Genomic DNA, 22,280 nt, shown 5'->3' with positions numbered 1-22,280 from the left:
GTTTATGGCGGATACGCGTCGTTGGGTGTGGCTTGGCGGGATTGTCCTGCTGTGCGTTTTTGTGTTCTTACTGCATTCGATCCTGACGCCGTTCCTGGTGGCGCTGCTGCTCGCCTATCTGTTCGATCCGGTGGTGGATCGCCTGGAGAAAGCCGGCCTGTCGCGGACCTTGGGTGTGGTGGCGGTGTTTGCGCTGTTCACGTTGGTCATCACAGCATTGGTACTGGTATTGGTGCCGATGCTGGCCAAGCAGCTGTTTCGCTTGTATGAACTGGCGCCGCAGATGCTCGATTGGTTGCAGCACACGGCAATGCCGTGGGCCCAGGCCAAGTTGGGCCTGGCTGATGGCTTCTGGAAGTTCGACAAGGTCAAGGCGGCGATCAGTGAGCACATGGGCCAGACCACCGATATCGTCGGTGTCGTGCTCAGCCAGGCCACGGCATCCAGCCTGGCGTTGATTGGCTGGTTGACCAACTTGGTGCTGATCCCAGTGGTGGCGTTCTACCTGCTGCGTGACTGGGACCTGATGATGGCCAAAATCCGCAGCCTGCTGCCGCGCAACAGCGAAGAGCGCATCGTTTCCCTGGCCGAAGAGTGCCATGAGGTACTGGGCGCGTTCGTGCGTGGTCAGTTGCTGGTGATGCTGGCCCTGGGGATTATCTACGCCGCCGGCCTGATGGCGATTGGCTTGGAGCTGGGCCTGTTGATCGGCTTGATCGCCGGCCTGGCCGCTATCGTGCCTTATATGGGCTTCGTGATCGGCATTGGCGCGGCACTGGTGGCCGGGTTGTTCCAGTTTGGCGGCGACCTGTACCCGATGCTCGGGATTGTCGCGGTGTTCATGGTCGGCCAGGCCCTTGAAGGCATGGTGTTGACGCCGCTGCTGGTGGGTGACCGGATCGGCCTGCACCCGGTGGCGGTGATCTTTGCGATCCTGGCGGGCGGTGAGCTGTTTGGTTTCACCGGCATCCTGCTGGCGCTGCCGGTGGCGGCGGTGATCATGGTGCTGGTGCGCCATGTGCACGATTTGTATAAAGATTCGGATGTGTATACCGGGGCTGAAGACCCCGATCTGTAACCGCTTCGTCACAAACCCGGCCCAGGCCGGGTTTGTTGTTTTTGGAAGGTGGTGTCAAACTATTTGCGCAAATCGCCCCAAGTTAACGCAAACCTTTGATTTTGCTTGTGGTCTGCTGCATTGTGCGCCCGGCGTCACGGGTATAAACTTTGCAAACTTTACACAGAGGCCACTAACGGTTCGTTTGGAGCCGTTCAGTCAGCATGAAACCGATTCAGCTGCCCTTGGGTGTGCGTCTGCGTGACGACGCCACCTTTATCAATTACTACCCAGGCGCCAATGCCGCTGCACTCGGCTATGTCGAGCGGCTCTGCGAAGCCGACGCCGGGTGGACTGAAAGCCTGATCTACCTGTGGGGCAAGCACGGCGTGGGGCGTACCCACCTGTTGCAGGCCGCGTGCCTGCGCTTCGAGCAAATGGGTGAGCCGGCGGTGTACCTGCCATTGGCTGAGTTGATGGACCGGGGTATCGGGATCTTCGACCACCTGGAGCAATACGAGTTGGTGTGCCTGGATGATCTTCAGGCGATTGCCGGTAAGGCGGATTGGGAAGAGGCGCTGTTTCACCTGTTCAATCGCTTGCGTGACAGCGGCCGGCGCCTGTTGATCGCCGCGTCCACCTCGCCACGTGAGCTGCCAGTGAAGCTGGCCGACCTCAAGTCGCGCCTGACCCTGGCGCTGATCTTCCAGATGCGCCCGCTGTCCGACGAAGACAAACTGCGCGCCTTGCAATTGCGCGCATCCCGTCGCGGCTTGCACCTCACCGATGAGGTCGGGCACTTTATCCTCACCCGTGGCACCCGCAGCATGAGCGCGTTGTTCGATTTGCTCGAACAGCTCGATCAGGCCTCTTTGCAGGCTCAGCGCAAGCTCACCATTCCTTTCCTCAAGGAAACCCTCGGCTGGTAGCCAGCCCTTGTATTACGGGGCTTTCGGCAAATTTCAGGCGCCAGAAAACCTGCGTTTGGGCCGCTTTGGCCACGCAAAAGGCGCGTATAGGGTATTAAGGGCTTAGATGTCATAGTCCAAACAAGAAGTCACATAGATCACGATTGAATTTGCAAATCGATGTGATAGAGGGCATAGTCTCGGCTTCTTTACACATCAGCCACGGTCGTGCCCATGCTAAATCGCTTCGCACCCCTCGTGCCTCTCGCACTCGTTTCCCTGTTGTTTGGTTGTGCCACCCACACTCAAAACGTGGCTGAGCAGCAAAAACCAGCACAACAGTCTCAGGCAAAATTCGTTGCAGCGCAGTCTTCCACTGTCTATCAGGAAGCTCTCTATAAAGAAGAGCAGGCAACTGAGAAAGAACTCGCCGCCTTCGCCGGCAGCAAGCCTTACCAGCTTCCAGTTCTGGCCGACAGCATCCTCGAACGCGGCATGTCCCTGATCGGTACCCGTTACCGTTTCGGCGGCACCTCCGAAGCCGGTTTCGACTGCAGCGGCTTCATCGGCTATCTGTTCCGTGAAGAAGCGGGCATGAATCTGCCTCGCTCCACGCGCGAAATGATCAACGTGGATGCACCGTTGGTCGCACGCAAGAACCTCAAGCCCGGTGATCTGCTTTTCTTTAGTACGGCTGGCCGTGGTCGTGTGAGCCATGCCGGTATCTACTTGGGCGATAACCAGTTTATCCACTCCAGCAGCCGTCGCAGTGGCGGTGTTCGAGTCGACAACCTGGGTGACAGCTACTGGAGCAAAACCTTCATCGAAGCCAAGCGTGCACTCGCCATGGCCCCGACTACGGTTACCGCTAGTAAGTAAAGTTAAAGTGATACTTGAAGTTTGACGTGTAAGCGCTAGAATCCCTGGACATTGTTGTAATCCGTTCGCGCGAGCTTTGCTTGCGCGTTCTGGTTTTCAGCGCTCGGCAGCGAAAGCCGCATCCAGACCAGGATTGTTCTGCCCATGTCGACCTCAGCCCGCCTCATTCTTCTGGTGTGCGCCGCGCTTCTCAGCGCCTGCGCAAGCCGACCACCGCCGCCCGCCCCTGTAGCGGTCAAGCCTAAGCCGGTGTTCAACTACTCCACGCAAAATTTCTCGCCGGCAGCCGAAGACGTGCTCTTCCGTGCGCTGGGCCTGGTCGGCACGCCTTATCGTTGGGGCGGTAATACGCCGGACTCCGGGTTTGATTGCAGCGGCTTGATCGGGTTTGTCTACCGTGACGCTGCGGGCATCAGCCTGCCGCGCACCACCCGTGAATTGATCGTGATGCGTGCCCAGGATGTGAGCGAAAACAACCTGCAGACCGGTGACCTGATCTTCTTCGCGACCGGCGGCGGCTCACAGGTAAGCCACGCGGGTATCTACGTGGGCGAAGGGCGATTCGTACATGCACCGCAAACCGGCGGTACGGTGAAGCTCGATACCCTGTCCAAGGCCTATTGGCAGAATGCTTATTTGAGCGCCAAGCGTGTATTGCCTGCGAATCTGGCGCGCAACCCCTAGAAATCAAAATGTGAGCCAAGCCAACCCCCACAAAAGCCCGCTCCCACATTGGTTTTATGGCGTCTTACTTAGCCGCCGACACCCGCCACACCTTATTCCCCACATCATCGGCCACCAGCAAATCCCCCTGCTGATCAATCACCACGCCCACCGGCCGGCCCATGGCTTTCTCATCACTGTTGAGGAACCCCGTCAGCACATCCACCGGCTGCCCTTTAGGCTGACCACCCTCAAACGGCACGAAAATTACCTTGTAGCCACTGTGCGGCTTGCGGTTCCACGAACCATGCTGGCCGATAAACGCGCCGTTGCTGAACTGCGCCGGGAGTTTGCTGCCCTCAGCGAAGGTCAGGCCTAAAGACGCAGTGTGCGGGCCCACCGCATAGTCCGGGGCGATGGCCTTGGCGACCAGGTCCAGATTCTGCGGTGAAACGCGTATATCCACATGCTGCCCGTAGTAACTGAACGGCCAGCCATAAAACGCGCCGTCCTTGACCGAAGTGATGTAGTCCGGCACCAGGTCGCTGCCGATTTCATCGCGTTCATTCACCGCCGTCCACAGCTTGCCACTCTGCGGTTCCCAAGCCATGCCGTTGGGGTTACGCAAGCCGGAGGCAAAAATGCGGTGCTGGCCGGTGGCGCGGTCGACTTCCCAGATCGCCGCGCGACCTTCTTCCGCCGCCAAGCCGTTCTCGCCGACGTTGCTGTTGGAGCCGACACTCACATACAACTTGCTGCCGTCCTTGCTGGCCACCACGTTTTTCGTCCAGTGGTGGTTAATGCTGCCGCCGGGCAAGTCGACCACTTTGGTGCCGGCGGCCTTGATTGCGGTTTCGCCCGGCTGATAAGGAAAGCGCAACAGCTTGTCCGAGTCGGCGACATACAAGTCGTTGCCGACCAAGGTCATGCCGAACGGCGAGTTGAGGTTCTCCAGGAACACCGTGCGCGTTTCGGCGACGCCGTCGTGGTTGGCATCACGCAGCAGCGTGATGCGGTTCGGGCTCGGCACGCCGGCGCCGGCGCGGCCCATGACCTTTTCCATCACCCAGCCGCGAATGCCCTTGGAGTCATCCGGCTTGGGCGGGGCGTTGGTTTCTGCCACCAGTACATCACCGTTGGGCAACACATACAGCCAGCGCGGGTGGTCCAGGCCTTCGGCAAATGCCGCGACCTGAGTACCGGCTGCGGCTGTCGGCTTCGCGCCCTCTGGCCAGCCAATCGCCGGGGCGATATTCACGGTGGGGATCAGGGTTTTGTTCGGCTCCGGCAGCTTAGGCGAGGGCCCGGTGCCGTCTGAGACCTTCAGAGTAGAGCTTTCACCGCAGGCGGCGAGGGTGCCTGCCAGCATGATCAGTAGGGCGAGTCTGGTTTTATGCATGGTTTTCTCCTTAATACCTGTAAGGGTAGAGGTGTTTGCCGGTCAGATCGTTCCAGTACAAGGCCAGCTTTAATTGACGCTCCACCCCCAACCCACTAACCTTCGCGGCTTGTTCCAGGTGCTCTGTGACCGGTGGGTCGACAGAGTGAAACAGGGAAGCCGGTGAGTGAGCGCACTTCTACACAGTGCTGCCGCAATTCCGGCGCTGCCCCCGCAACGGTAAATGAGTGAAAACGGTGCCTTTTGCCACTGTATCTACGTGATATGGGAAGGCGCACCGTTGGCCTGCTTTCTATAAAGGGAGGCCACTCATGAGTCCGGAGACCGGCCTGAAACATCCAACAGCATCACGGTGGGCGATGCTTGGCTGTCTGTTATTTCTTTTTCCTGCCCGCCGTTTTTGTCCAGCCCCAACGGAGAGCTGTCATGACCGATTCCCCCGACCGCGACGAACGCCACCTGGCGCGCATGCTGCGCAAAAAAGCCGTGATCGATGAACGTATCGCCAATTCCCCGAGCGAATGCGGCTTGCTGCTGGTATTGACCGGCAACGGCAAAGGCAAGAGCAGCTCGGCGTTTGGCATGCTCGCCCGCGCCATGGGCCACGGCATGCAGTGCGGCGTGGTGCAGTTCATCAAGGGGCGCAACAGCACCGGTGAGGAACTGTTCTTCCGCCGCTTCCCCGAGCAAGTGCGCTTTCACGTGATGGGCGAAGGCTTCACCTGGGAAACCCAGGACCGCCAGCGCGACATCGCCGCCGCCGAAGCCGCCTGGACAGTTTCCCGCGAACTGCTGCAAGACCCTTCCATCGGCCTTGTGGTGCTGGATGAACTGAACATCGCCCTCAAGCACGGCTACCTTGATCTGGACCAGGTACTCAGCGACCTGCAAGCCCGCCCGCCGATGCAGCACGTGGTGGTCACCGGCCGTGGCGCTAAGCCTGAGCTGATCGAAATGGGCGACACCGTCACCGAAATGGGCATGCTCAAGCACGCGTTCCAGGCCGGTATCAAGGCACAGAAGGGCGTCGAACTTTGAATCAGCCCCGTCATTGCCCGGCCGTCCTGATCGCCGCACCGGCGTCCGGCCAAGGCAAAACCACCGTCACCGCCGCGCTGGCGCGTTTGCACCGCAACCTGGGGCGCAAGGTGCGCGTGTTCAAATGCGGGCCGGACTTTCTTGACCCGATGATCCACGAACGCGCCAGCGGTGCGCCGGTGTATCAATTGGACATGTGGATGGTCGGTGAGCAGGAAAGTCGTCGTTTGTTGTGGGAAGCGGCGGGCGAGGCCGACCTGATCCTGATCGAAGGCGTGATGGGCCTGTTCGACGGTACGCCTTCCAGCGCCGACCTGGCGCGGCACTTTGGTGTGCCGGTGCTCGCAGTGATCGACGGCACTGCCATGGCCCAGACCTTTGGTGCGCTGGCCTTGGGCTTGGCGCGCTATCAGCCCGACCTGCCGTTCGCCGGCGTGCTGGCCAACCGCGTCGGCACCCTGCGCCATGCGCAATTGCTCGAAGGCAGCCTCACCGAAGGCCTGCGCTGGTACGGCGCGCTGTCGCGGGAAACTGGGATCGAATTGCCCAGCCGCCACCTGGGTCTGGTGCAAGCCAGCGAATTGAATGACCTCGACGTGCGCCTGGACGCCGCCGCCCAAGCCCTGGGCAGCAGTTGCGAAGTCGCCTTGCCGCCACCGGTGACCTTCGCCGCGCCTGAAGTGATCGAAGCCGAGCCGTTGCTGGCCGGTGTGCGCATCGCCGTAGCTCGTGACGAAGCCTTTGCCTTCACCTATGGCGCCAGCCTCGACCTGCTGCGGGCGATGGGCGCCGAGTTGTGCTTCTTCTCGCCGATTCACGATAGCGAATTACCTGACGCCGACAGCCTCTATTTGCCCGGTGGTTACCCGGAATTGCACCACCAGGCGCTGTCGGAAAACACCCCGATGCTCGACGCGATCCGCGCCCATCACGCCGCCGGTAAACCCATGCTCGCCGAATGTGGCGGCATGCTCTACCTGCTGGACTCGCTGACCGATGTCGACGGCACCCGTGCCGAACTGGTCGGCCTGCTGCAAGGGGATGCGGTGATGCAAAAGAAACTCGCAGCCCTGGCCCTGCAAAGCGTCGAGTTGCCGGAAGGCGTACTGCGCGGTCACACCTATCACCATTCCCTGACCAGTACTGAGTGGCAGCCAATTGCTCGTGGGCTTAGCCCTAACGGCGGGCGCGGTGCTGAGGCGGTTTACCGACAGGGGCGGATGACGGCTTCCTACGTGCACTTTTACTTTCCCTCCAACCCTACGGCGGTGGCTGCTTTGTTTGCGCCGAGCCTTGAGAGTGCTATCGCAGGCAAGCCAGCTCCCACATCGACAGCGTTCGCAAATCAAAATGTGGGAGCGGGCTTGCCCGCGATAGGGCCATGACTGACAACGCCTACCCCCAAGCCGAACGCGACGCCGTCTACCGCGCCATCGCCGAACGCCGCGACATGCGCCACTTCACAGGTGGCAGCGTGGCCCCCGACTTGCTGCACCGCCTGCTCCAGGCCGCGCACCAGGCGCCCAGCGTCGGCTTGATGCAGCCCTGGCGGTTTATCCGCATCAGCGACCGCCCATTGCGCGGGCAGATTCAGCAACTGGTGGAAGAAGAGCGCGTGCGCACCGCCGAGGCGCTGGGCGAGCGCTCCGATGAATTCATGAAGCTCAAGGTTGAAGGCATCCACGACTGCGCCGAAGTGCTGGTGGCGGCGCTGATGGATGACCGCGAACGCCATATCTTCGGCCGTCGCACCTTGCCGGAAATGGACATGGCGTCGTTGTCCTGCGCGATCCAGAATCTGTGGCTGGCGGCTCGTGTCGAAGGCCTTGGCATGGGCTGGGTCTCGTTGTTCGAACCGCAAGCCCTGGCCGACCTGCTGGGCTTGCCGCCCGGTGCCAAACCCCTGGCGGTGTTGTGCCTGGGCCCGGTCGCCGAGTTCTACCCGGCACCGATGTTGCAGCTCGAAGGCTGGACCGAACCACGGCCGCTGAGTGACATGTTGTATGAGAATGTGTGGGGAGTGAGTCAATGAGTGTGGCCTTGCTGTGTGTCGCTGCCGTGGCGCTGGATGCGCTGCTGGGCGAGCCCAAGCGCTGGCATCCGCTGGTGGCGTTCGGCAACTTCGCCGGGCGCATCGAGCAGCGTTTCAACAGCGGTGGCCGCGGCTGGCGCAGCCACGGCGTCACCGCGTGGTTTGTCGCGGTGGTGCCGCTGACCCTGCTGGCCACCGCGTTGTCATGGGCGCCGTATATCGGCTGGGCGTTGGAGATTCTGGCGTTGTACCTGGCGCTGGGCATGCGCAGCCTTGGCGAACATGTGATCCCGGTCGCCCAGGCGTTGCGCAGTGATGACCTGGATGAAGCGCGTAAGCGCGTGAGTTACCTGGTCAGCCGCCAGACCAGCGAACTGGACAGCACCGAAGTCGCGCGTGCCGCCACCGAATCGGTGCTGGAGAACGGCAGCGATGCGGTGTTCGCAGCACTGTTCTGGTTTGTCGTCGCTGGCGTGCCGGGCGTGGTGCTCTATCGCCTGAGCAACACCCTCGACGCCATGTGGGGCTATCGCAACGAGCGCTTTGAGCGTTTCGGCTGGGCGGCGGCAAAGATCGACGATGTACTCAACTATATTCCCGCGCGCTTGGTGGCTTTGACCTACGCCGTACTCGGCAAAACCCGCCTGGCGCTCAAATGCTGGCGCACCCAGGGCCCGACGTGGGACAGCCCTAACGCAGGGCCAGTGATGGCCGCCGGTGCGGGCGCATTGGGGGTGGAACTGGGTGGCGCGGCGATTTATCACGGTGAGCTGCATCAGCGCCCGCAACTGGGCGAAGGCCCGGCGGCGGATGCCGACGCTATCGACCGCGGCTGGCAACTGGTGCAGCGCGGTGTGTGGTTATGGCTGTTGATCCTCTGCGCGGGGGCGCAATTCTATGCTTGAACACGGTGGCCGGCTGCGTAAGGCAGTGATTCAGTACGGGATTGCCGAGGCGGATTGGCTCGACCTGTCCAGCGGCCTGGCGCCCTGGCCGTGGCCGATCCCTGAGATCCCGTTGCGGGCCTGGGCGCGCTTGCCGGAAACCGATGACGGCCTGGAGAAGGCCGCCAGCGAATACTACGGCGCTGCTCACGTGCTGCCGGTGGCGGGTTCCCAGGCAGCCATCCAATTGCTGCCGCGCTTGCGTCGTTCCGGCAAGGTCGGCGTGCTGTCGCCGTGTTATGCCGAGCACGCCGAAGCCTGGCGTCGCGCCGGTTACGTGGTGCGCGAGGTGCAGGAGCAGGAAGTCGACTTCTTTCTCGACAGCCTCGATGTGCTGGTGGTGGTCAACCCCAACAACCCCACTGGCCTGAGGCTGCCCCCGCAGCGCCTGCTGGAGTGGCACTCGCGACTGGCCCAGCGCGGCGGCTGGCTGGTGGTGGACGAAGCGTTTATGGACGTCACCCCGCACTTGAGCCTGGCCAGCCAGACCCACCAAGTCGGCCTGATTGTGTTGCGCTCGTTCGGCAAATTCTTCGGCCTGGCCGGTGTGCGCCTGGGCTTTGTGCTGGCGGAGCGCAAGCTGCTCAAATTGTTGGCCGAACAGCTCGGCCCGTGGACGGTCAGCGGGCCGACGCGGGTGCTCGGCCAAGTGTGCCTGCGCGATACGGCGGGGCATGCCCATCAGCGTAATCGCTGCATCGAAGCCGGCCAGCGCCTATTTGAACTGCTGGAGCGCCACGGCTTTCAACCCCAAGGCGGCTGCGCGTTGTTCCAATGGCTGATCACGCCGCACGCCGAACGCCTGCACGAATTCATGGCCCAGCGCGGCATTCTGTTGCGTCTGTTTATCCACGACAGCAGCCTGCGTTTCGGCCTGCCCGACACTGAGGCGGATTGGCTTCGACTTGATGAGGCCCTGGCCGCCTACAAGGACGCCGCATGAGTACGCTGATGGTGCAAGGCACCACCTCCGACGCCGGTAAAAGTACCCTGGTGACCGCGCTGTGCCGCTGGCTGGTGCGCCAGGGCGTGGCGGTGGCGCCGTTCAAGCCGCAGAACATGGCGCTCAACAGCGCCGTGACGGCTGAAGGCGGCGAGATCGGCCGCGCCCAGGCCGTGCAAGCCCAGGCCGCTAACCTCGCGCCGCACACAGACATGAACCCGGTGCTGCTCAAACCCAACAGTGACACCGGCTCCCAGGTGATCATCCATGGCCGCGCCGTGACCAGCATGAACGCCGTGGCCTATCACGACTATAAAGCCATTGCGATGCAGGCAGTGCTGGCCTCCCACGCGCGGTTGAGCGAGGCCTACCCGGTGGTGATGGTGGAAGGCGCGGGTTCCCCGGCAGAGATCAACCTGCGCGCCAATGACATCGCCAATATGGGCTTCGCCGAAGCGGTGGATTGCCCGGTGCTGCTGATCGCCGATATCAATCGCGGTGGCGTGTTTGCCCATCTGGTCGGCACCCTGCAATTGCTTTCGCCGACCGAGCAGGCGCGGGTCAAGGGCTTCATCATCAACCGCTTTCGTGGCGATATTGCGCTGTTGCAGCCAGGTTTGGATTGGCTGGAAGCGCGCACCGGCAAGCCAGTGGTGGGCGTGTTGCCTTACGTCATGGACTTGCATCTGGAAGCCGAAGACGGCATCGACCAGCGCCAGATCGACAAGGCCGCGCAGGTGCTCAACGTGGTGGTGCCGGTGTTGCCGCGTATCAGCAATCATACGGATTTTGATCCGTTGCGCCTGCATCCGCAGGTGGATTTGCAGTTTATCGGCCCGGGCCAGCCCATTCCGGCGGCTGACCTGATTATCTTGCCGGGTTCGAAAAGTGTGCGCAGCGATTTGGCGTACCTGCGCGCTAATGGCTGGGACACGGCCGTGGCGCGGCATTTGCGTTATGGCGGCAAGGTGTTGGGGATTTGCGGTGGGTTGCAGATGCTCGGTGAGCAAGTGCATGACCCGCTGGGGTTGGAAGGGCTGGCCGGGTCCAGCGATGGGCTGGGGTTGCTGGCGTTCAGCACGACGCTGGAGCAAGAGAAGCAGTTGCGCAATGTGCGTGGGCGGTTGTTGCTGGAGGATGCTGAGGTCAGTGGCTATGAGATCCATGCGGGTGTGACCTCGGGCAGTGGCTTGTCGCGTGCCGCGGTGTTTTTGGATGATGGCCGAAGTGATGGCGCGCAGAGTGAAGACGGGCAGATTCTTGGCACCTATCTGCATGGGTTGTTTGAGACGCCGGCCGCTTGCAGCGCCCTATTGCGCTGGGCTGGTTTGGAGTCTGTGCAGGAAGTGGATTACCACGCTTTGCGCGAGCGTGATATTGAGCGGTTGGCGGACTTGGTGGAGAACCATCTGGATACCGGCTTATTGCGCAAGCTGTGCGGGATTTGACGGTGTACACATGGACTTTAGGTGGGAGGCCCCGCGACCGGCCGGCCAATAAAGGTGCCTTCCCATGTATCAGTTGATCCTCGGCGGTGCCCGTTCCGGTAAGAGCCGTCTCGCCGAAAAGCTCGCCAGTGAGAGCGCTTTGCCCGTTACCTATATCGCCACCAGCCAGCCGCTGGACGGTGAGATGAACGAGCGCGTCGCGCTGCATCGCCAGCGTCGCCCCGATCACTGGGGCTTGATCGAGGAACCCATCGAATTGGCGCGCGTTCTGCGTGAAAACGCCGCCGCCGAGCGCTGCCTGTTGGTGGATTGCCTGACCTTGTGGCTGACCAATCTGCTGATGCTCGAAGACCCGGCGCGTCTGGCGCTTGAGCGTGACCAACTGCTGGAAACCCTGGCTTCGTTGCCAGGTGAAATCATTTTTGTCAGCAACGAGACCGGTCTGGGTGTCGTGCCGCTGGGCGAATTGACTCGCCGCTATGTGGATGAAGCCGGCTGGCTGCATCAAGCCTTGGCTGAGCGCTGTCAGCGTGTTGTCCTGACCGTCGCCGGCCTGCCCCTGACTTTGAAAGGTACTGCGTTATGACTGACACTTGGTGGCTCAACCCCTGCAAGGCCGTCGACGCTTCGGCGCATGAACACGCGCTGGCTCGCCAACAGCAACTGACCAAACCGACCGGTTCTCTCGGTCAGCTGGAAGCCGTGGCGGTGCAGTTGGCCGGCTTGCAAGGCCAGGTCAAGCCGTTGGTGGACCGCGTGTGGATCGCGATTTTCGCCGGTGATCATGGTGTGGTCGCAGAAGGCGTGTCGGCGTTTCCCCAAGAAGTGACCGGGCAGATGCTGCACAACTTTGTCACCGGCGGCGCGGCCATCAGCGTATTGGCGCGGCAGTTGGATGCGCAGCTGGAGGTGGTCGACCTGGGGACGGTAACGCCGTCGCTGAACCTGCCGGGTGTGCGTCACCTGAACATCGGCGCGGGCACGGCCAATTTCGTCAACGGCCCGGCGATGACTGAGGCTCAGGGTCGCTTGGCCCTGCACGCCGGTCGCGACAGCGCGCGCCGTGCCTTGGAGAGCGGCGCGCAGTTGTTTATCGGCGGTGAGATGGGCATCGGCAACACCACCGCTGCCAGCGCCTTGGCGTGCGCGTTGCTCGACTGCCAGGTCAGCGACCTGACCGGTCCGGGCACCGGTTTAAATGCCCAAGGCGTCAGTCACAAGGTGGCCGTCATCGAGCGCGCATTGGCGTTGCATGCCGGGCAGCGTGGCGACGCGTTGCAGACCTTGTTCAACCTCGGCGGGTTTGAAATTGCCGCGCTGGTCGGTGCCTACCTGGCCTGCGCCCAGGAAGGCATCGTGGTGCTGGTGGATGGGTTTATCTGCACGGTTGCGGCGTTGGTTGCCACCCGCTTGAACCCAGCGTGCCGTGGGTGGCTGGTGTTCGGCCATCGCGGCGCTGAGCCGGGTCATCGTCATGTGCTGCAACGCCTTGACGCACAACCGTTGCTGGAATTGGGCCTGCGCCTGGGTGAAGGCAGCGGTGCAGCGCTGGCGGTGCCGTTGTTGCGCCTTGCGTGCGCATTGCACGGGCAGATGGCGACCTTCGCCGAAGCCGCCGTGGCGGACCGCCCGGCATGACCTTGCACCTGGACCTGCTGCGCCACGGCGAAACGGAGCTGGGCGGTGGCCTGCGCGGCAGCCTGGACGACGCACTCACCGCCAAGGGCTGGGAGCAGATGCGCGCCGCTGTGGTGGAGCAGGGGCCGTGGGACCGGTTGGTCAGCTCGCCACTGCAACGCTGCGCGCTGTTCGCCCAAGAGTTAGGTGCTCGGCTCAAGCTCCCCATGAGCCTGGAAAAGGATCTGCAAGAGCTGCACTTCGGCGCCTGGGAAGGGCAGAGCGCGGCCGCGCTGATGGAAACCGATGCCGAAGGGTTGGGCTTGTTCTGGGCCGATCCCTATCGCTTCACACCGCCTGAAGGCGAGCGTGTCAGCGACTTTTCCGACCGTGTTCTCGGCGCTGTCTCACGTTTGCATCAAGCTTATGCCGGCGAGCGCGTGTTGCTGATCAGCCACGGTGGCGTCATGCGTCTGCTGCTGGCGCAAGCGCGCGGTTTGCCCCGCGAGCAACTGCTGAATGTCGAAGTCGGCCACGGTGGGCTGTTCAGCCTGCAGGTGGCGCCCGACGGCGTGTTGAAGGAAGGACGCTGACGATGCTGCCATTCTGGATCGCCCTGCAATTTCTCAGCAGCCTGCCGATTCGGCTGCCGGGCATGCCACAGCCTCAGGAGCTGGGGCGTTCGCTGCTGTTTTATCCGCTGGTCGGGTTGTTGTTCGGGCTGCTGCTGTGGGCCCTGAACACGGCGTTGATGGGCGCCCCGTTGTTGCTGCACGCCGCGCTGTTACTGACGGCGTGGGTGCTGCTCAGTGGCGGCTTGCACCTGGACGGCCTGGCCGACAGCGCGGATGCCTGGCTCGGTGGTTTCGGCGATCGCGAGCGCACCCTGACCATCATGAAAGACCCGCGTAGCGGACCGATTGCCGTGGTCACCTTGGGCTTGGTGTTGCTGCTCAAGTTCACGGCATTGGTGGCCTTGATCGAGCAACACAACAGTGCCGCGCTGATCCTCGCGCCACTGATCGGGCGTGCATCGATGCTGGCGCTGTTCCTCACCACGCGCTATGTGCGTGCAGGAGGTCTGGGGCAGGCGTTGTCAGATCATTTACCGCGGATCGTCGGCCAACAGGTGCTGATCCTCAGCGGCCTGGCCTGCATCCTGATCGGTGGTTTCAGCGGCGGGATCGCTGTTTTACTCGCGGCCCTGTGCTTTATCGGCCTGCGCCAACTGATGGTCAATCGGCTCGGCGGCACCACCGGCGACACGGCCGGCGCACTGTTGGAGCTGTTGGAAGTCGCGGTGTTGGTCGGCTTGGCGTTGTAACACTTTCTTGCATTTCCATAATCGCGGGTATATACACCTTCCATGCTTGCCTCCCAATGTTTATGCACCAACCTGCGACGCGCCGCCCGTGGCGTCAGCAGGCACTACGACGGCGCTCTCGACGGCTTCGGGATCAACGTCGCCCAGTATTCTTTGCTGTGTAACTTGCAACGCCTGGATCAACCGAGCATTTCCAGCCTGGCTGAAGCCATGGGCCTGGATCGCAGTACCTTGGGGCGTAACCTGCGGGTATTGGAAGGCGAAGGCCTGGTGCAGTTGGTCGAGGGTGATGACTTGCGCAACCGCCTGGTGGTGTTGACCGTCGCCGGCGAGCAACGTCTGGCCGCCGCATTGCCGGCATGGGAAGCGGCGCAGCAGAAATTGATTGATCAGTTAGGCGCCGAAAAGCGCGAAACCTTGTTGGCCTTGCTGGACGAACTCGCCTGAGCGCGAGTTTATTCGAATACAAGCGGGTATATACCCGCGACGGAGAATAAGAATGACCTCGATGTGGCGCACCAGTGGCTGGGTTCTTGTGGGGAGTGCGCTGATCCTGGCGTTGTCCTTGGGTGTGCGGCACGGCTTTGGCCTGTTTCTGGCGCCGATGAGCAGCGAATTCGGCTGGGGCCGTGAGACGTTTGCCTTCGCCATTGCACTGCAGAACCTGATCTGGGGCCTGGCACAGCCGTTTACCGGGGCCCTGGCCGATCGTTTCGGTGCGACCAAAGCCGTGTTTGTCGGCGGTGTGCTGTACGCCGTGGGGCTGGTGTTGATGGGCATGTCCGATTCGGCGTGGTCGTTGTCACTCAGTGCAGGCTTGTTGATCGGGATCGGCCTGTCGGGCACCTCGTTTTCGGTGATTCTCGGGGTGGTCGGCCGCGCGGTGCCGCCGGAAAAACGCAGCATGGCCATGGGCATTGCGAGCGCCGCAGGTTCTTTCGGCCAATTCGCCATGGTGCCCGGCACCTTGGGCCTAATCGGCTGGCTGGGCTGGTCGGCTGCATTGCTGGCGTTGGGCCTGATGGTGGCGCTGATCCTGCCGCTGGTGGCGATGCTCAAGAACAAACCGCTGCCGGTTATTGCCGGTCAGCAAACGCTGCGCGAAGCGTTGAAAGAGGCCTGTTCCCACTCTGGGTTCTGGCTGCTGGCCATTGGTTTTTTTGTCTGCGGTTTCCAGGTGGTGTTTATCGGCGTGCACTTGCCGGCGTATCTGGTCGACCAGCATCTGCCGGCCACGGTGGGCACCACGGTGCTGGCCTTGATCGGGCTGTTTAACGTGTTTGGCACCTACACCGCCGGCTGGCTCGGCGGGCGCATGTCCAAGCCGCGCTTGCTCACCGGCTTGTATCTGCTGCGCGCGGTGGTGATCGTGCTGTTCTTGTGGGCGCCGGTGACCGAAGTCACGGCCTACCTGTTCGGCATGGCGATGGGCTTTTTGTGGCTGTCCACCGTGCCGCTGACCAACGGTACCGTCGCCACCTTGTTTGGCGTGCGAAACCTCTCGATGCTGGGTGGGATTGTGTTCCTGTTCCACCAACTCGGTTCGTTTCTCGGCGGCTGGTTGGGCGGGGTGGTCTATGATCGAACCGGCAACTACGATTTGATCTGGCAGGTGTCGATCCTGCTGAGCCTGCTTGCAGCGGCCCTGAACTGGCCAGTGCGTGAGCGGCCAGTGGCGCGCCTGACGCAAATGGAGGCGGCATGAGTGTAACGGTACGCGGGTTGGCCCTTTCGGCAGGCCTGGTTTTGTTGTGGCTGGCCTGGTGGGGCTGGCAACAGGGTGGGCTCGCGTTGATGCAACTGGGTATGTCCATCTGTTAAGTTCTGTGTCTGAACTGAATTAAGGACTTTCGACATGCTGATGCGCTGGCTCGCTGTACCCGTCCTGATGGCTGCTGGCAGTGTAGCAATGGCTGCCAACTGCCTGCCGTTGCTGGAGGGCCAATTGCCCAAGTTGCGGGCCAAGGAATCCATTGATCTGTGCCAGCGCTTTGCCGGCAAACCCCTGGTGATCGTCAATACCGCCAGCTTCTGTGGCTTCGCGCCACAGTTCAAAGGCCTCGAAGCCCTGTATCAACGCTATAAAGAACAAGGGTTGGAGGTGATCGGCGTGCCGTCCGATGACTTCAAGCAGGAGGCCAAGACCGGCGAAGAGACCGCCAAGGTGTGTTACGTGAATTACGGCGTGACCTTCACCATGACCGAGCCGCAGAAGGTCAAGGGGCCGGATGCGGTACATTTGTTCAAGGTCCTGGCGCAGCAGACCAACGCGCCGAAGTGGAATTTCTATAAGTACGTGGTCGACCGCCAGGGTAAGGTGATCGCCAATTTCTCCAGCCTGACCAAGCCGGACAGCCCGGAGCTGATCAAGGCGGTTGAAGAGGCGATTGCGTCTAAACCCTGATCATCGCCGACTAAAAAGCCCCGCCTCCTTTGCAGGAGAGCGGGGCTTTTTTATACGGTTTGAATCAGAACTTGTACGTCATGCCCAGGCCGAAGCCGTTGGCGCTGTTTTCGTACTTGGACGCATAGGTCTGGCCCAGCGCGTTCTGTTTGTTCACCTTGACCGGCTCTTCCTTGAGGTAGGAGTAAGCCAGGTCGATGGTCATGTTATCCATCACCGCGTAGCCCAGGCCGACACTGAAGATAGTCCGGTCACCGGTAGGAATACGCGGCGAACGGTCAGTGTTGTTGGTCGGCGACTGGTCGAAGGTCAAGCCGGTACGCAGGACCACTTGCTTGGTCACTTGGTACGAGGTACCCAGGGCGTAGGCCCAGGTGTCGTGCCAGTTTTGCGGCTCTTGGATCTGGCCGACGATCCGCGGTGCGAGTGCACCACCGGTCGTTGCCGTCACACCTTCGTTGTTGACGGTAATGTCTTTCAGGCGGCTCCAGCGCGTCCAGGTCGCACCACCGTAAACCTTCCAGGCATCGCTCAGGTCTTGAGTAACCGAAGCGTCCCAGGATTCAGGGGTGTCGACTTTCAGCGAAGCGTCGTAGCGGTTGGCACGCAGGTAACCGCCAGGAACGCCGGCGCCTGGCGTCACGTCGGTGTGGCCTTCGAGCTTGTATTTCACTTTCGAGTGGTAAGTCAGGCCGACACGGGTGGTGTCGGTGGCTTGCACCAGGATACCGGCGTTAAAGCCGAGCGCGGTGTCGTCGCCCTTGACTTTGATTTTGTTGTCGCCGGTGCCTGCCAGACCTGGGAGCGGCAGCCCCGCGAGGCTTGGTTGCGACTCCAGGGTGCCGGAAATGCGGTTAATGGTCGGACCAAAACCGATCGACACCTTGTCGTTGAAGGCGTAGCTCACAGTCGGCTGGAAGGTGATAACAGCCACTTCACTCTTGTTGCCGAATGCGCGGCCTTGGAAGCCACGTTCGTAGTCAGTCTTCAGGCCGAACGGTGCGTAAACACCGAAGCCGACTGCCCACTGGTCGTTAAGTTTGTTGGTGTAGAAACCAAAAGGAACAGCGGTGAACGGCACCATGTCCCCTTTGTTACTGCCGCGTGAGCGGCCGCTGGCGTCTTTGATGTCGGTCGATGCATCGATAGCGGCGACGCCGCCGGTGATTTGCTGGCCTTCGAGGCGAGCCATACCGGCAGGGTTACCAAAGACAGTGCTGGCGTTTTCGGCAGAAGAAGACCGGCCTGCGAAACCCGTACCCATACCGGCGACGTCTTGTTCGTTGAGGGCGAAGCCGCTTGCGAACAGTTGGGAGGAAGCCATGGCAACGGCGAGGCTAAGTGTGGTCTTGAGCATTACTTTTTTCATTATTAGAACTCCGTGGTGATCACCGCTGCGGAAAGTATCAATAAATTTAAGTTAGCGCTATAGGCTGTAATGTAGGAGATAGAGCGGTTTTGTAGGACAATCAGACCAAAATCAGCGTTTTTAGCCGAATCTTGCAAAACGCCTGATCAACAAGTGACCTGATTCATGGGTGAAACACAGGTTTGCCAGGCTTGGGTGAAATCCCGCAGCCGACCTTGAGGGTGAAATATTTCTTTCCAGATACGCGCCATGGCAAGTACGTCGCCCGGTGGCGGCAGGGCAGGGCGGTGTTGCTCCACCAGCAGCCAGGCGATGGCGGTGGCGTAACGCAGGTTAACCGTGAGTTCCAGTTGGGGCGCGCTGAGGAAGGCGTGTTGGCTGGCCAGGCCGCGCACCAGGCTGGCGCGTTCGGGGTCGCGTGCAAGGTAATCGTCCCATAGGGCGCGGTGGCGTGGCTCGGTGATGCTGTACAAACCGTGGCCGCGGCGGTCATGCAGGGCCGAGCCGAGTTCCGATTGGCTGGCGGCAATGCCCAACAGCAGGGCTTCAGCTGCAGGGTTATGGCGGCCGAGGTAAATCAACGTCGGCCTGATCACATAACGACACAATTCGCTGGCGGCGATACCCATACAAGCCTCAGTCCATGAAAGTGGTCGACGATGCCTGAGACGGTGGGGGCTTGGCAGCAGTGGATCGGATCTCAGGCTCGTCGCAAGCGGATCATGCCGCTTGAGTTGAAGTGTAGTGTCATATTTGTGATGTAAAGGACTGTTTTTAAAACATCTTCTTCATTTAGTTATAACGTTTATATCTATTCGTACTGAGTACTTGTGTTCCGATGCTGAATTTCAGGCAATAAAAAACCCTGCGTTTTAAGCAGGGTTTTTGTGTTTCAGCGACTCGGGTCGATCAGGCAGTCAATGCCTGACGGGTACGCTCGATCACGGCCTGCAGCGGTTCTGCGCTGGAGTATTGATCGGGGTACAGGCGTTCGCTGTGACGAGCGATGCCGTGTTCGTTGACCAGGGTGAAGCTGAAGCAGCCTTTGCGAGCGGCCATGATCAGGCAGTTCATTGGTGCAAAAGCGTTAGTGAGGGTGCGAATGGCATCCTGAGTGTGGATTTGAGTGGACATATTATTGGTGTTCCTACAAATGACACGGATAAGAACCGTGCAACGTTAAAACGTTCCAGTGACGCTGATCACCATTGATCAAACGAAGAACCCGACTGGAACAAAGCAGCCAGTTTGAAGCGCTAATAAGTTAGGCGCGCTTGGGCTGGCAGGTAGGTACTTAGGAGGGCAGGCAACACAACATGGGCAAAGGTTCTGGGCCCGGGGTGAAGATCCTGATCAATTTGCAGGCTGGTTCGGTCAGAGTATTGAAACTTCGCGACACCCTTTGCTTGTTCAAAGGCAGTGTCGTCGCAAGAAATACCTGGAAACCATCGAGGTGGTCGATCCCGTGTTGTTCAGGGGAGTTGTTCGACCAGAATTGACTTTCAGCTTGGTACTAACGTTGCGGATAGTAACGGATTGAAGCACGCAAGGGAAGTGTGCTAACCCAAAAACTTCAATCAGCCGCCCAGCAGCCCGCGATACACCAGCACCGTCGCGGCCGCCACCAGTGAGCAGCCCAGCCCGTAGGCCGCCAGGGTCAGGCGCCAGGAGCGGCCGGTTTCGATTACCTTCATCACGTCGCGCATGTCATTGATGCGGCCATCGCCCAGTTCGATGCACAGGCTCACGGCGGTAAACGCTGCCGATAGCAGGATCGCGATGGCAAACAGTGCACCGTCGGGTGAGGGCAGCGCTGCGTTGATGCCCAATGAGATCGCACAGATGGCCAGCAGCAACATGGCGAATAAGAGAATTCCTTTCATCGAGCCTTACAAGGTTGCGTGGAGGTCAGGCAGTGTGGCGAGCCGAAGCAATTTTGAAAAGGCCCCCGGTTTGTACCGCCGGTAACATTTTTCGGACGCATTGAAGTAAAAAACGGCGGAGATATAACCAGTGGATGGGTACTTGTGCACATTAGTTGCGAGGTGTGTAACCCCGCCGGCAACCGCCTGGAAGCAGCGCTGTTTGCCTGCGATGAAAATTTAAGTCAATGAAAAATATCGCTTTTTTTTATTGGTGAAAAAATCGTCAGTTTGACTGCAGCCCCCGTTCCATGGGGCTTTGCGCGAGTTAAAGGCGGGTTGTCCACTGAGTTATCCACAGCTTCTGTGGATTGTCCCAAGCGCTTGCTCTAGGACGGGCGTGCTGAGATTTTTCAGCTTTACCTGTAGGAAAAAAAGAGTAGAGTGGCGCGCCTTCCGTTCTGTCCCGCAGTGCTTTATGAAGTTTCGCTCAGTACCACCTTCTGTTACCGACACCCCTCAAACTGTTACCGCACCCAAGCGTTTCTCCTTGAAAGTCGCCTTGTGGCTGCTCGACAGCCCGCACCTGGGGCACAACACCAACATCAAGCATTTCGCCGGGCGTTTACTCAAGCAGCCGGCCCGTGAAGGCGTGGTCGCCGCGCAGAGCCGCCTGGGCCAGTTGATGTGCCGTGAGTGCGGCAACGCCCGCGACCGCCGTATCGGCCACGACCTGTTGCGCCTGGCCGCCCGTGCCGGCGACCACCGCGCCCAGCGCGAATTAGGGCAGGTCGAAGACTGAGCTGTCCTCAAGCCCTATGCTTGGTTAACCTTGCTCTTTTTCGGTGATGGCAGAAATGGCTATGGTGTTTGACTGGACCAGCATTGCCTTGGGCCTCGCTGGCGCTGCAGTGCCGTTATTGGCCGTGTGCTGGCAGATCCAACGGCGGCTGAGTGCGCGCATGAGCGGTTGGGAGCTGCTGGAAGAGCGCCTGGCCACCGCGCAACTGGCCCAGGAGGGCTTGGCCGCGCAACTGGATGCCAGCCGCGATGAAATCAGTGACCTGAGCCAGGCCAACGCCGCCAAGCAAGCGGACCTGGCCGCGGTGCGCCGTGAAGTCGAACTGCTGCAGATCGACCGCGATAACGCCCGCGACGCCGCCCACGCCTGGAACCTCGACCGCAGCGCCAAAGAAACCGAGCTGCGCCGCCTTGATGCGCTGTCGGCGTCACTGCGCGCCGAACTGCGTGAGCAGCAGGAAAGCCATCAACAACGCCTCGCCGACCTGCAAGGCTCGCGGGACGAGCTGCGCGCGCAATTCGCCGAGCTGGCCGGGAAGATCTTCGACGAGCGTGAACAGCGTTTTGCCGAAACCAGCCAGGAACGCCTGGGCCAGTTGCTCGACCCGCTCAAAGAACGCATCCAGTCCTTTGAAAAGCGCGTTGAAGAAAGCTACCAGAACGAAGCGCGCGAACGCTTTTCCCTGGCCAAGGAGCTTGAACGCCTGCAGCAACTGAACCTGCGCCTGTCGGACGAAGCCACCAACCTCACCCGCGCGCTCAAAGGCCAGAAAACCCAGGGCAACTGGGGTGAACTGATCCTTGAGCGCGTGCTGGAACATGCCGGGCTGGAGAAGGGCCGCGAGTACCAAACTCAGGTGAGCCTTAAAGGGCCGGACGGCGAGCGCTTCCAGCCTGACGTGTTGATCATGTTGCCCGGCGACAAACAGGTGGTGGTCGACTCCAAGGTCAGCCTCACGGCCTATCAACAATACGTGGCGGCGGATGATGACGTGATAGGCCAGGCGGCGCTCAAGCAGCATGTGCTGTCCCTGCGCAATCACGTCAAAGGCCTGGCCGGTAAGGATTACAAACGCCTGGAAGGCTTGCACAGCCTCGATTTCGTACTGTTGTTCGTGCCGATAGAGGCGGCGTTTTCCGCCGCGTTGCAGGCTGAGCCGAACCTGTTTCAGGAAGCGTTCGACCGCCATATCGTCATCGTCAGCCCCACCACCTTGCTGGCCACCCTGCGGGTGATCGACAGCCTGTGGAAGCAGGAGCGCCAGAGCCAGAACGCGCGGGAAATCGCCGAGCGCGCCGGTTGGCTGTATGACAAGTTTGTGCTGTTTATCCAGGACCTGGATGAGGTGGGCAACCGTCTGCAACAGCTGGATAAGGCTTACAGCGCGGCACGCAACAAGCTGACGGATGGACGCGGAAATCTGGTCAGTCGTACCGAGCAATTAAAGTTGCTGGGTGCGCGCGCCAGTAAAAGCCTGCCGGCGGATTTGCTTGAGCGTGCCATGACCGATTCAGACGGTGTGGCGCATCTACCGGAATAAACGCAATCCAAAATATGGGAGCTGACAAGCCAGCTCCCACAGGGCATGTCT

24 protein-coding genes and 1 riboswitch are annotated in these 22,280 nt (G+C 60.9%); of the genes, 19 read left to right on the top strand and 5 right to left on the bottom strand.

Going from position 1 to position 22,280, the window contains the following annotated elements; genetic code table 11:
- Nucleotides 1-4: 4 nt before the first annotated feature.
- The 4 genes from GJU48_RS16870 to GJU48_RS16855 all read left to right on the top strand — a co-directional run bounded on the left by GJU48_RS16870 (nt 5) and on the right by GJU48_RS16855 (nt 3,528).
- Complete coding sequence (locus GJU48_RS16870; protein WP_094950279.1) at nt 5-1,078, top strand: AI-2E family transporter; 1,074 nt, start codon at nt 5-7, stop codon at nt 1,076-1,078.
- 203 nt (nt 1,079-1,281) lie between these two features.
- A complete protein-coding gene (gene hda, locus GJU48_RS16865) occupies nt 1,282-1,986 on the top strand; it encodes a DnaA regulatory inactivator Hda (protein ID WP_017134884.1) in 705 nt (234 codons plus the stop codon).
- A 213-nt stretch (nt 1,987-2,199) separates the two neighbouring features.
- The gene (locus GJU48_RS16860) at nt 2,200-2,844 is read left to right on the top strand and encodes a C40 family peptidase (RefSeq protein ID WP_094950280.1); all 645 of its coding nucleotides are present in this window, start codon (nt 2,200-2,202) and stop codon (nt 2,842-2,844) included.
- A 144-nt stretch (nt 2,845-2,988) separates the two neighbouring features.
- Nucleotides 2,989-3,528, top strand: a complete 540-nt coding sequence (locus GJU48_RS16855) for a C40 family peptidase (RefSeq protein ID WP_094950281.1) — start codon at nt 2,989-2,991, stop codon at nt 3,526-3,528.
- A 64-nt stretch (nt 3,529-3,592) separates the two neighbouring features.
- On the opposite strand, the gene GJU48_RS16850 is transcribed toward GJU48_RS16855, so the two are convergent.
- On the bottom strand, nt 3,593-4,906 hold the full coding sequence (locus GJU48_RS16850) for a PQQ-dependent sugar dehydrogenase (protein WP_094950282.1): 1,314 nt from the start codon (nt 4,904-4,906) through the stop codon (nt 3,593-3,595).
- 99 nt (nt 4,907-5,005) lie between these two features.
- A riboswitch (cobalamin riboswitch) is annotated at nt 5,006-5,253 on the top strand.
- Between the two features lie 79 nt (nt 5,254-5,332).
- Between GJU48_RS16850 and cobO the strand changes: the two genes are divergently transcribed.
- From cobO to GJU48_RS16785, 13 genes are all read left to right on the top strand, one after another.
- Nucleotides 5,333-5,944, top strand: coding sequence for a cob(I)yrinic acid a,c-diamide adenosyltransferase (cobO, locus tag GJU48_RS16845; protein ID WP_094950283.1), 612 nt, complete (start codon nt 5,333-5,335; stop codon nt 5,942-5,944).
- Complete coding sequence (locus tag GJU48_RS16840; protein ID WP_094950284.1) at nt 5,941-7,329, top strand: cobyrinate a,c-diamide synthase; 1,389 nt, start codon at nt 5,941-5,943, stop codon at nt 7,327-7,329. Before cobO ends, GJU48_RS16840 begins: the two co-directional genes overlap by 4 nt.
- Nucleotides 7,326-7,976, top strand: coding sequence for a 5,6-dimethylbenzimidazole synthase (gene bluB, locus GJU48_RS16835; RefSeq protein ID WP_094950285.1), 651 nt, complete (start codon nt 7,326-7,328; stop codon nt 7,974-7,976). Before GJU48_RS16840 ends, bluB begins: the two co-directional genes overlap by 4 nt.
- Entirely contained in the window at nt 7,973-8,881 is a 909-nt protein-coding gene (gene cbiB / locus GJU48_RS16830; protein ID WP_094950286.1) for an adenosylcobinamide-phosphate synthase CbiB, read from the top strand. The genes bluB and cbiB overlap by 4 nt, the downstream gene beginning before the upstream one ends.
- Nucleotides 8,874-9,863, top strand: a complete 990-nt coding sequence (gene cobD / locus GJU48_RS16825; RefSeq protein ID WP_094950287.1) for a threonine-phosphate decarboxylase CobD — start codon at nt 8,874-8,876, stop codon at nt 9,861-9,863. Before cbiB ends, cobD begins: the two co-directional genes overlap by 8 nt.
- A complete protein-coding gene (locus GJU48_RS16820; RefSeq protein WP_094950288.1) occupies nt 9,860-11,311 on the top strand; it encodes a cobyric acid synthase in 1,452 nt (483 codons plus the stop codon). Before cobD ends, GJU48_RS16820 begins: the two co-directional genes overlap by 4 nt.
- 64 nt (nt 11,312-11,375) lie before the next feature.
- Entirely contained in the window at nt 11,376-11,897 is a 522-nt protein-coding gene (gene cobU, locus GJU48_RS16815; RefSeq protein WP_094950289.1) for a bifunctional adenosylcobinamide kinase/adenosylcobinamide-phosphate guanylyltransferase, read from the top strand.
- Nucleotides 11,894-12,949, top strand: a complete 1,056-nt coding sequence (cobT, locus tag GJU48_RS16810; RefSeq protein WP_094950290.1) for a nicotinate-nucleotide--dimethylbenzimidazole phosphoribosyltransferase — start codon at nt 11,894-11,896, stop codon at nt 12,947-12,949. The genes cobU and cobT overlap by 4 nt, the downstream gene beginning before the upstream one ends.
- Nucleotides 12,946-13,521: an alpha-ribazole phosphatase family protein gene (gene cobC / locus GJU48_RS16805; protein WP_094950291.1), complete on the top strand. Its 576-nt coding sequence runs from the start codon at nt 12,946-12,948 to the stop codon at nt 13,519-13,521. Before cobT ends, cobC begins: the two co-directional genes overlap by 4 nt.
- Nucleotides 13,522-13,523: 2 nt before the next feature.
- On the top strand, nt 13,524-14,252 hold the full coding sequence (locus tag GJU48_RS16800; RefSeq protein ID WP_094950292.1) for an adenosylcobinamide-GDP ribazoletransferase: 729 nt from the start codon (nt 13,524-13,526) through the stop codon (nt 14,250-14,252).
- A 42-nt stretch (nt 14,253-14,294) separates the two neighbouring features.
- On the top strand, nt 14,295-14,699 hold the full coding sequence (locus GJU48_RS16795) for a MarR family winged helix-turn-helix transcriptional regulator (RefSeq protein ID WP_083357456.1): 405 nt from the start codon (nt 14,295-14,297) through the stop codon (nt 14,697-14,699).
- 52 nt (nt 14,700-14,751) lie between these two features.
- On the top strand, nt 14,752-15,957 hold the full coding sequence (locus tag GJU48_RS16790; protein WP_094950293.1) for an MFS transporter: 1,206 nt from the start codon (nt 14,752-14,754) through the stop codon (nt 15,955-15,957).
- Nucleotides 15,958-16,107: 150 nt separating this feature from the next.
- Complete coding sequence (locus GJU48_RS16785) at nt 16,108-16,656, top strand: glutathione peroxidase (protein WP_094950294.1); 549 nt, start codon at nt 16,108-16,110, stop codon at nt 16,654-16,656.
- A 64-nt stretch (nt 16,657-16,720) separates the two neighbouring features.
- Here the strand turns inward: GJU48_RS16785 and GJU48_RS16780 are convergent, their stop codons facing one another.
- The 4 genes from GJU48_RS16780 to GJU48_RS16765 all read right to left on the bottom strand — a co-directional run bounded on the left by GJU48_RS16780 (nt 16,721) and on the right by GJU48_RS16765 (nt 19,908).
- Nucleotides 16,721-18,025: an OmpP1/FadL family transporter gene (locus tag GJU48_RS16780; protein WP_094950295.1), complete on the bottom strand. Its 1,305-nt coding sequence runs from the start codon at nt 18,023-18,025 to the stop codon at nt 16,721-16,723.
- A gap of 146 nt (nt 18,026-18,171) precedes the next feature.
- Nucleotides 18,172-18,654, bottom strand: a complete 483-nt coding sequence (locus GJU48_RS16775; RefSeq protein ID WP_094950296.1) for a hypothetical protein — start codon at nt 18,652-18,654, stop codon at nt 18,172-18,174.
- 280 nt (nt 18,655-18,934) lie between these two features.
- Entirely contained in the window at nt 18,935-19,159 is a 225-nt protein-coding gene (locus GJU48_RS16770; protein ID WP_071482924.1) for a hypothetical protein, read from the bottom strand.
- A gap of 443 nt (nt 19,160-19,602) precedes the next feature.
- Nucleotides 19,603-19,908, bottom strand: a complete 306-nt coding sequence (locus tag GJU48_RS16765) for a hypothetical protein (RefSeq protein ID WP_094950297.1) — start codon at nt 19,906-19,908, stop codon at nt 19,603-19,605.
- A gap of 457 nt (nt 19,909-20,365) precedes the next feature.
- Between GJU48_RS16765 and GJU48_RS16760 the strand changes: the two genes are divergently transcribed.
- The gene (locus GJU48_RS16760; protein WP_094950298.1) at nt 20,366-20,689 is read left to right on the top strand and encodes an SEL1-like repeat protein; all 324 of its coding nucleotides are present in this window, start codon (nt 20,366-20,368) and stop codon (nt 20,687-20,689) included.
- 175 nt (nt 20,690-20,864) lie between these two features.
- Nucleotides 20,865-22,229, top strand: a complete 1,365-nt coding sequence (gene rmuC, locus GJU48_RS16755) for a DNA recombination protein RmuC (RefSeq protein WP_176462920.1) — start codon at nt 20,865-20,867, stop codon at nt 22,227-22,229.
- Nucleotides 22,230-22,280: the final 51 nt, after the last annotated feature.

This window comes from Pseudomonas sp. IB20, assembly GCF_009707325.1.
Lineage (GTDB): Bacteria > Pseudomonadota > Gammaproteobacteria > Pseudomonadales > Pseudomonadaceae > Aquipseudomonas.
Note: the sequence above shows the minus strand (reverse complement) of the source record. Positions and strands in the feature narration are given on the sequence as shown.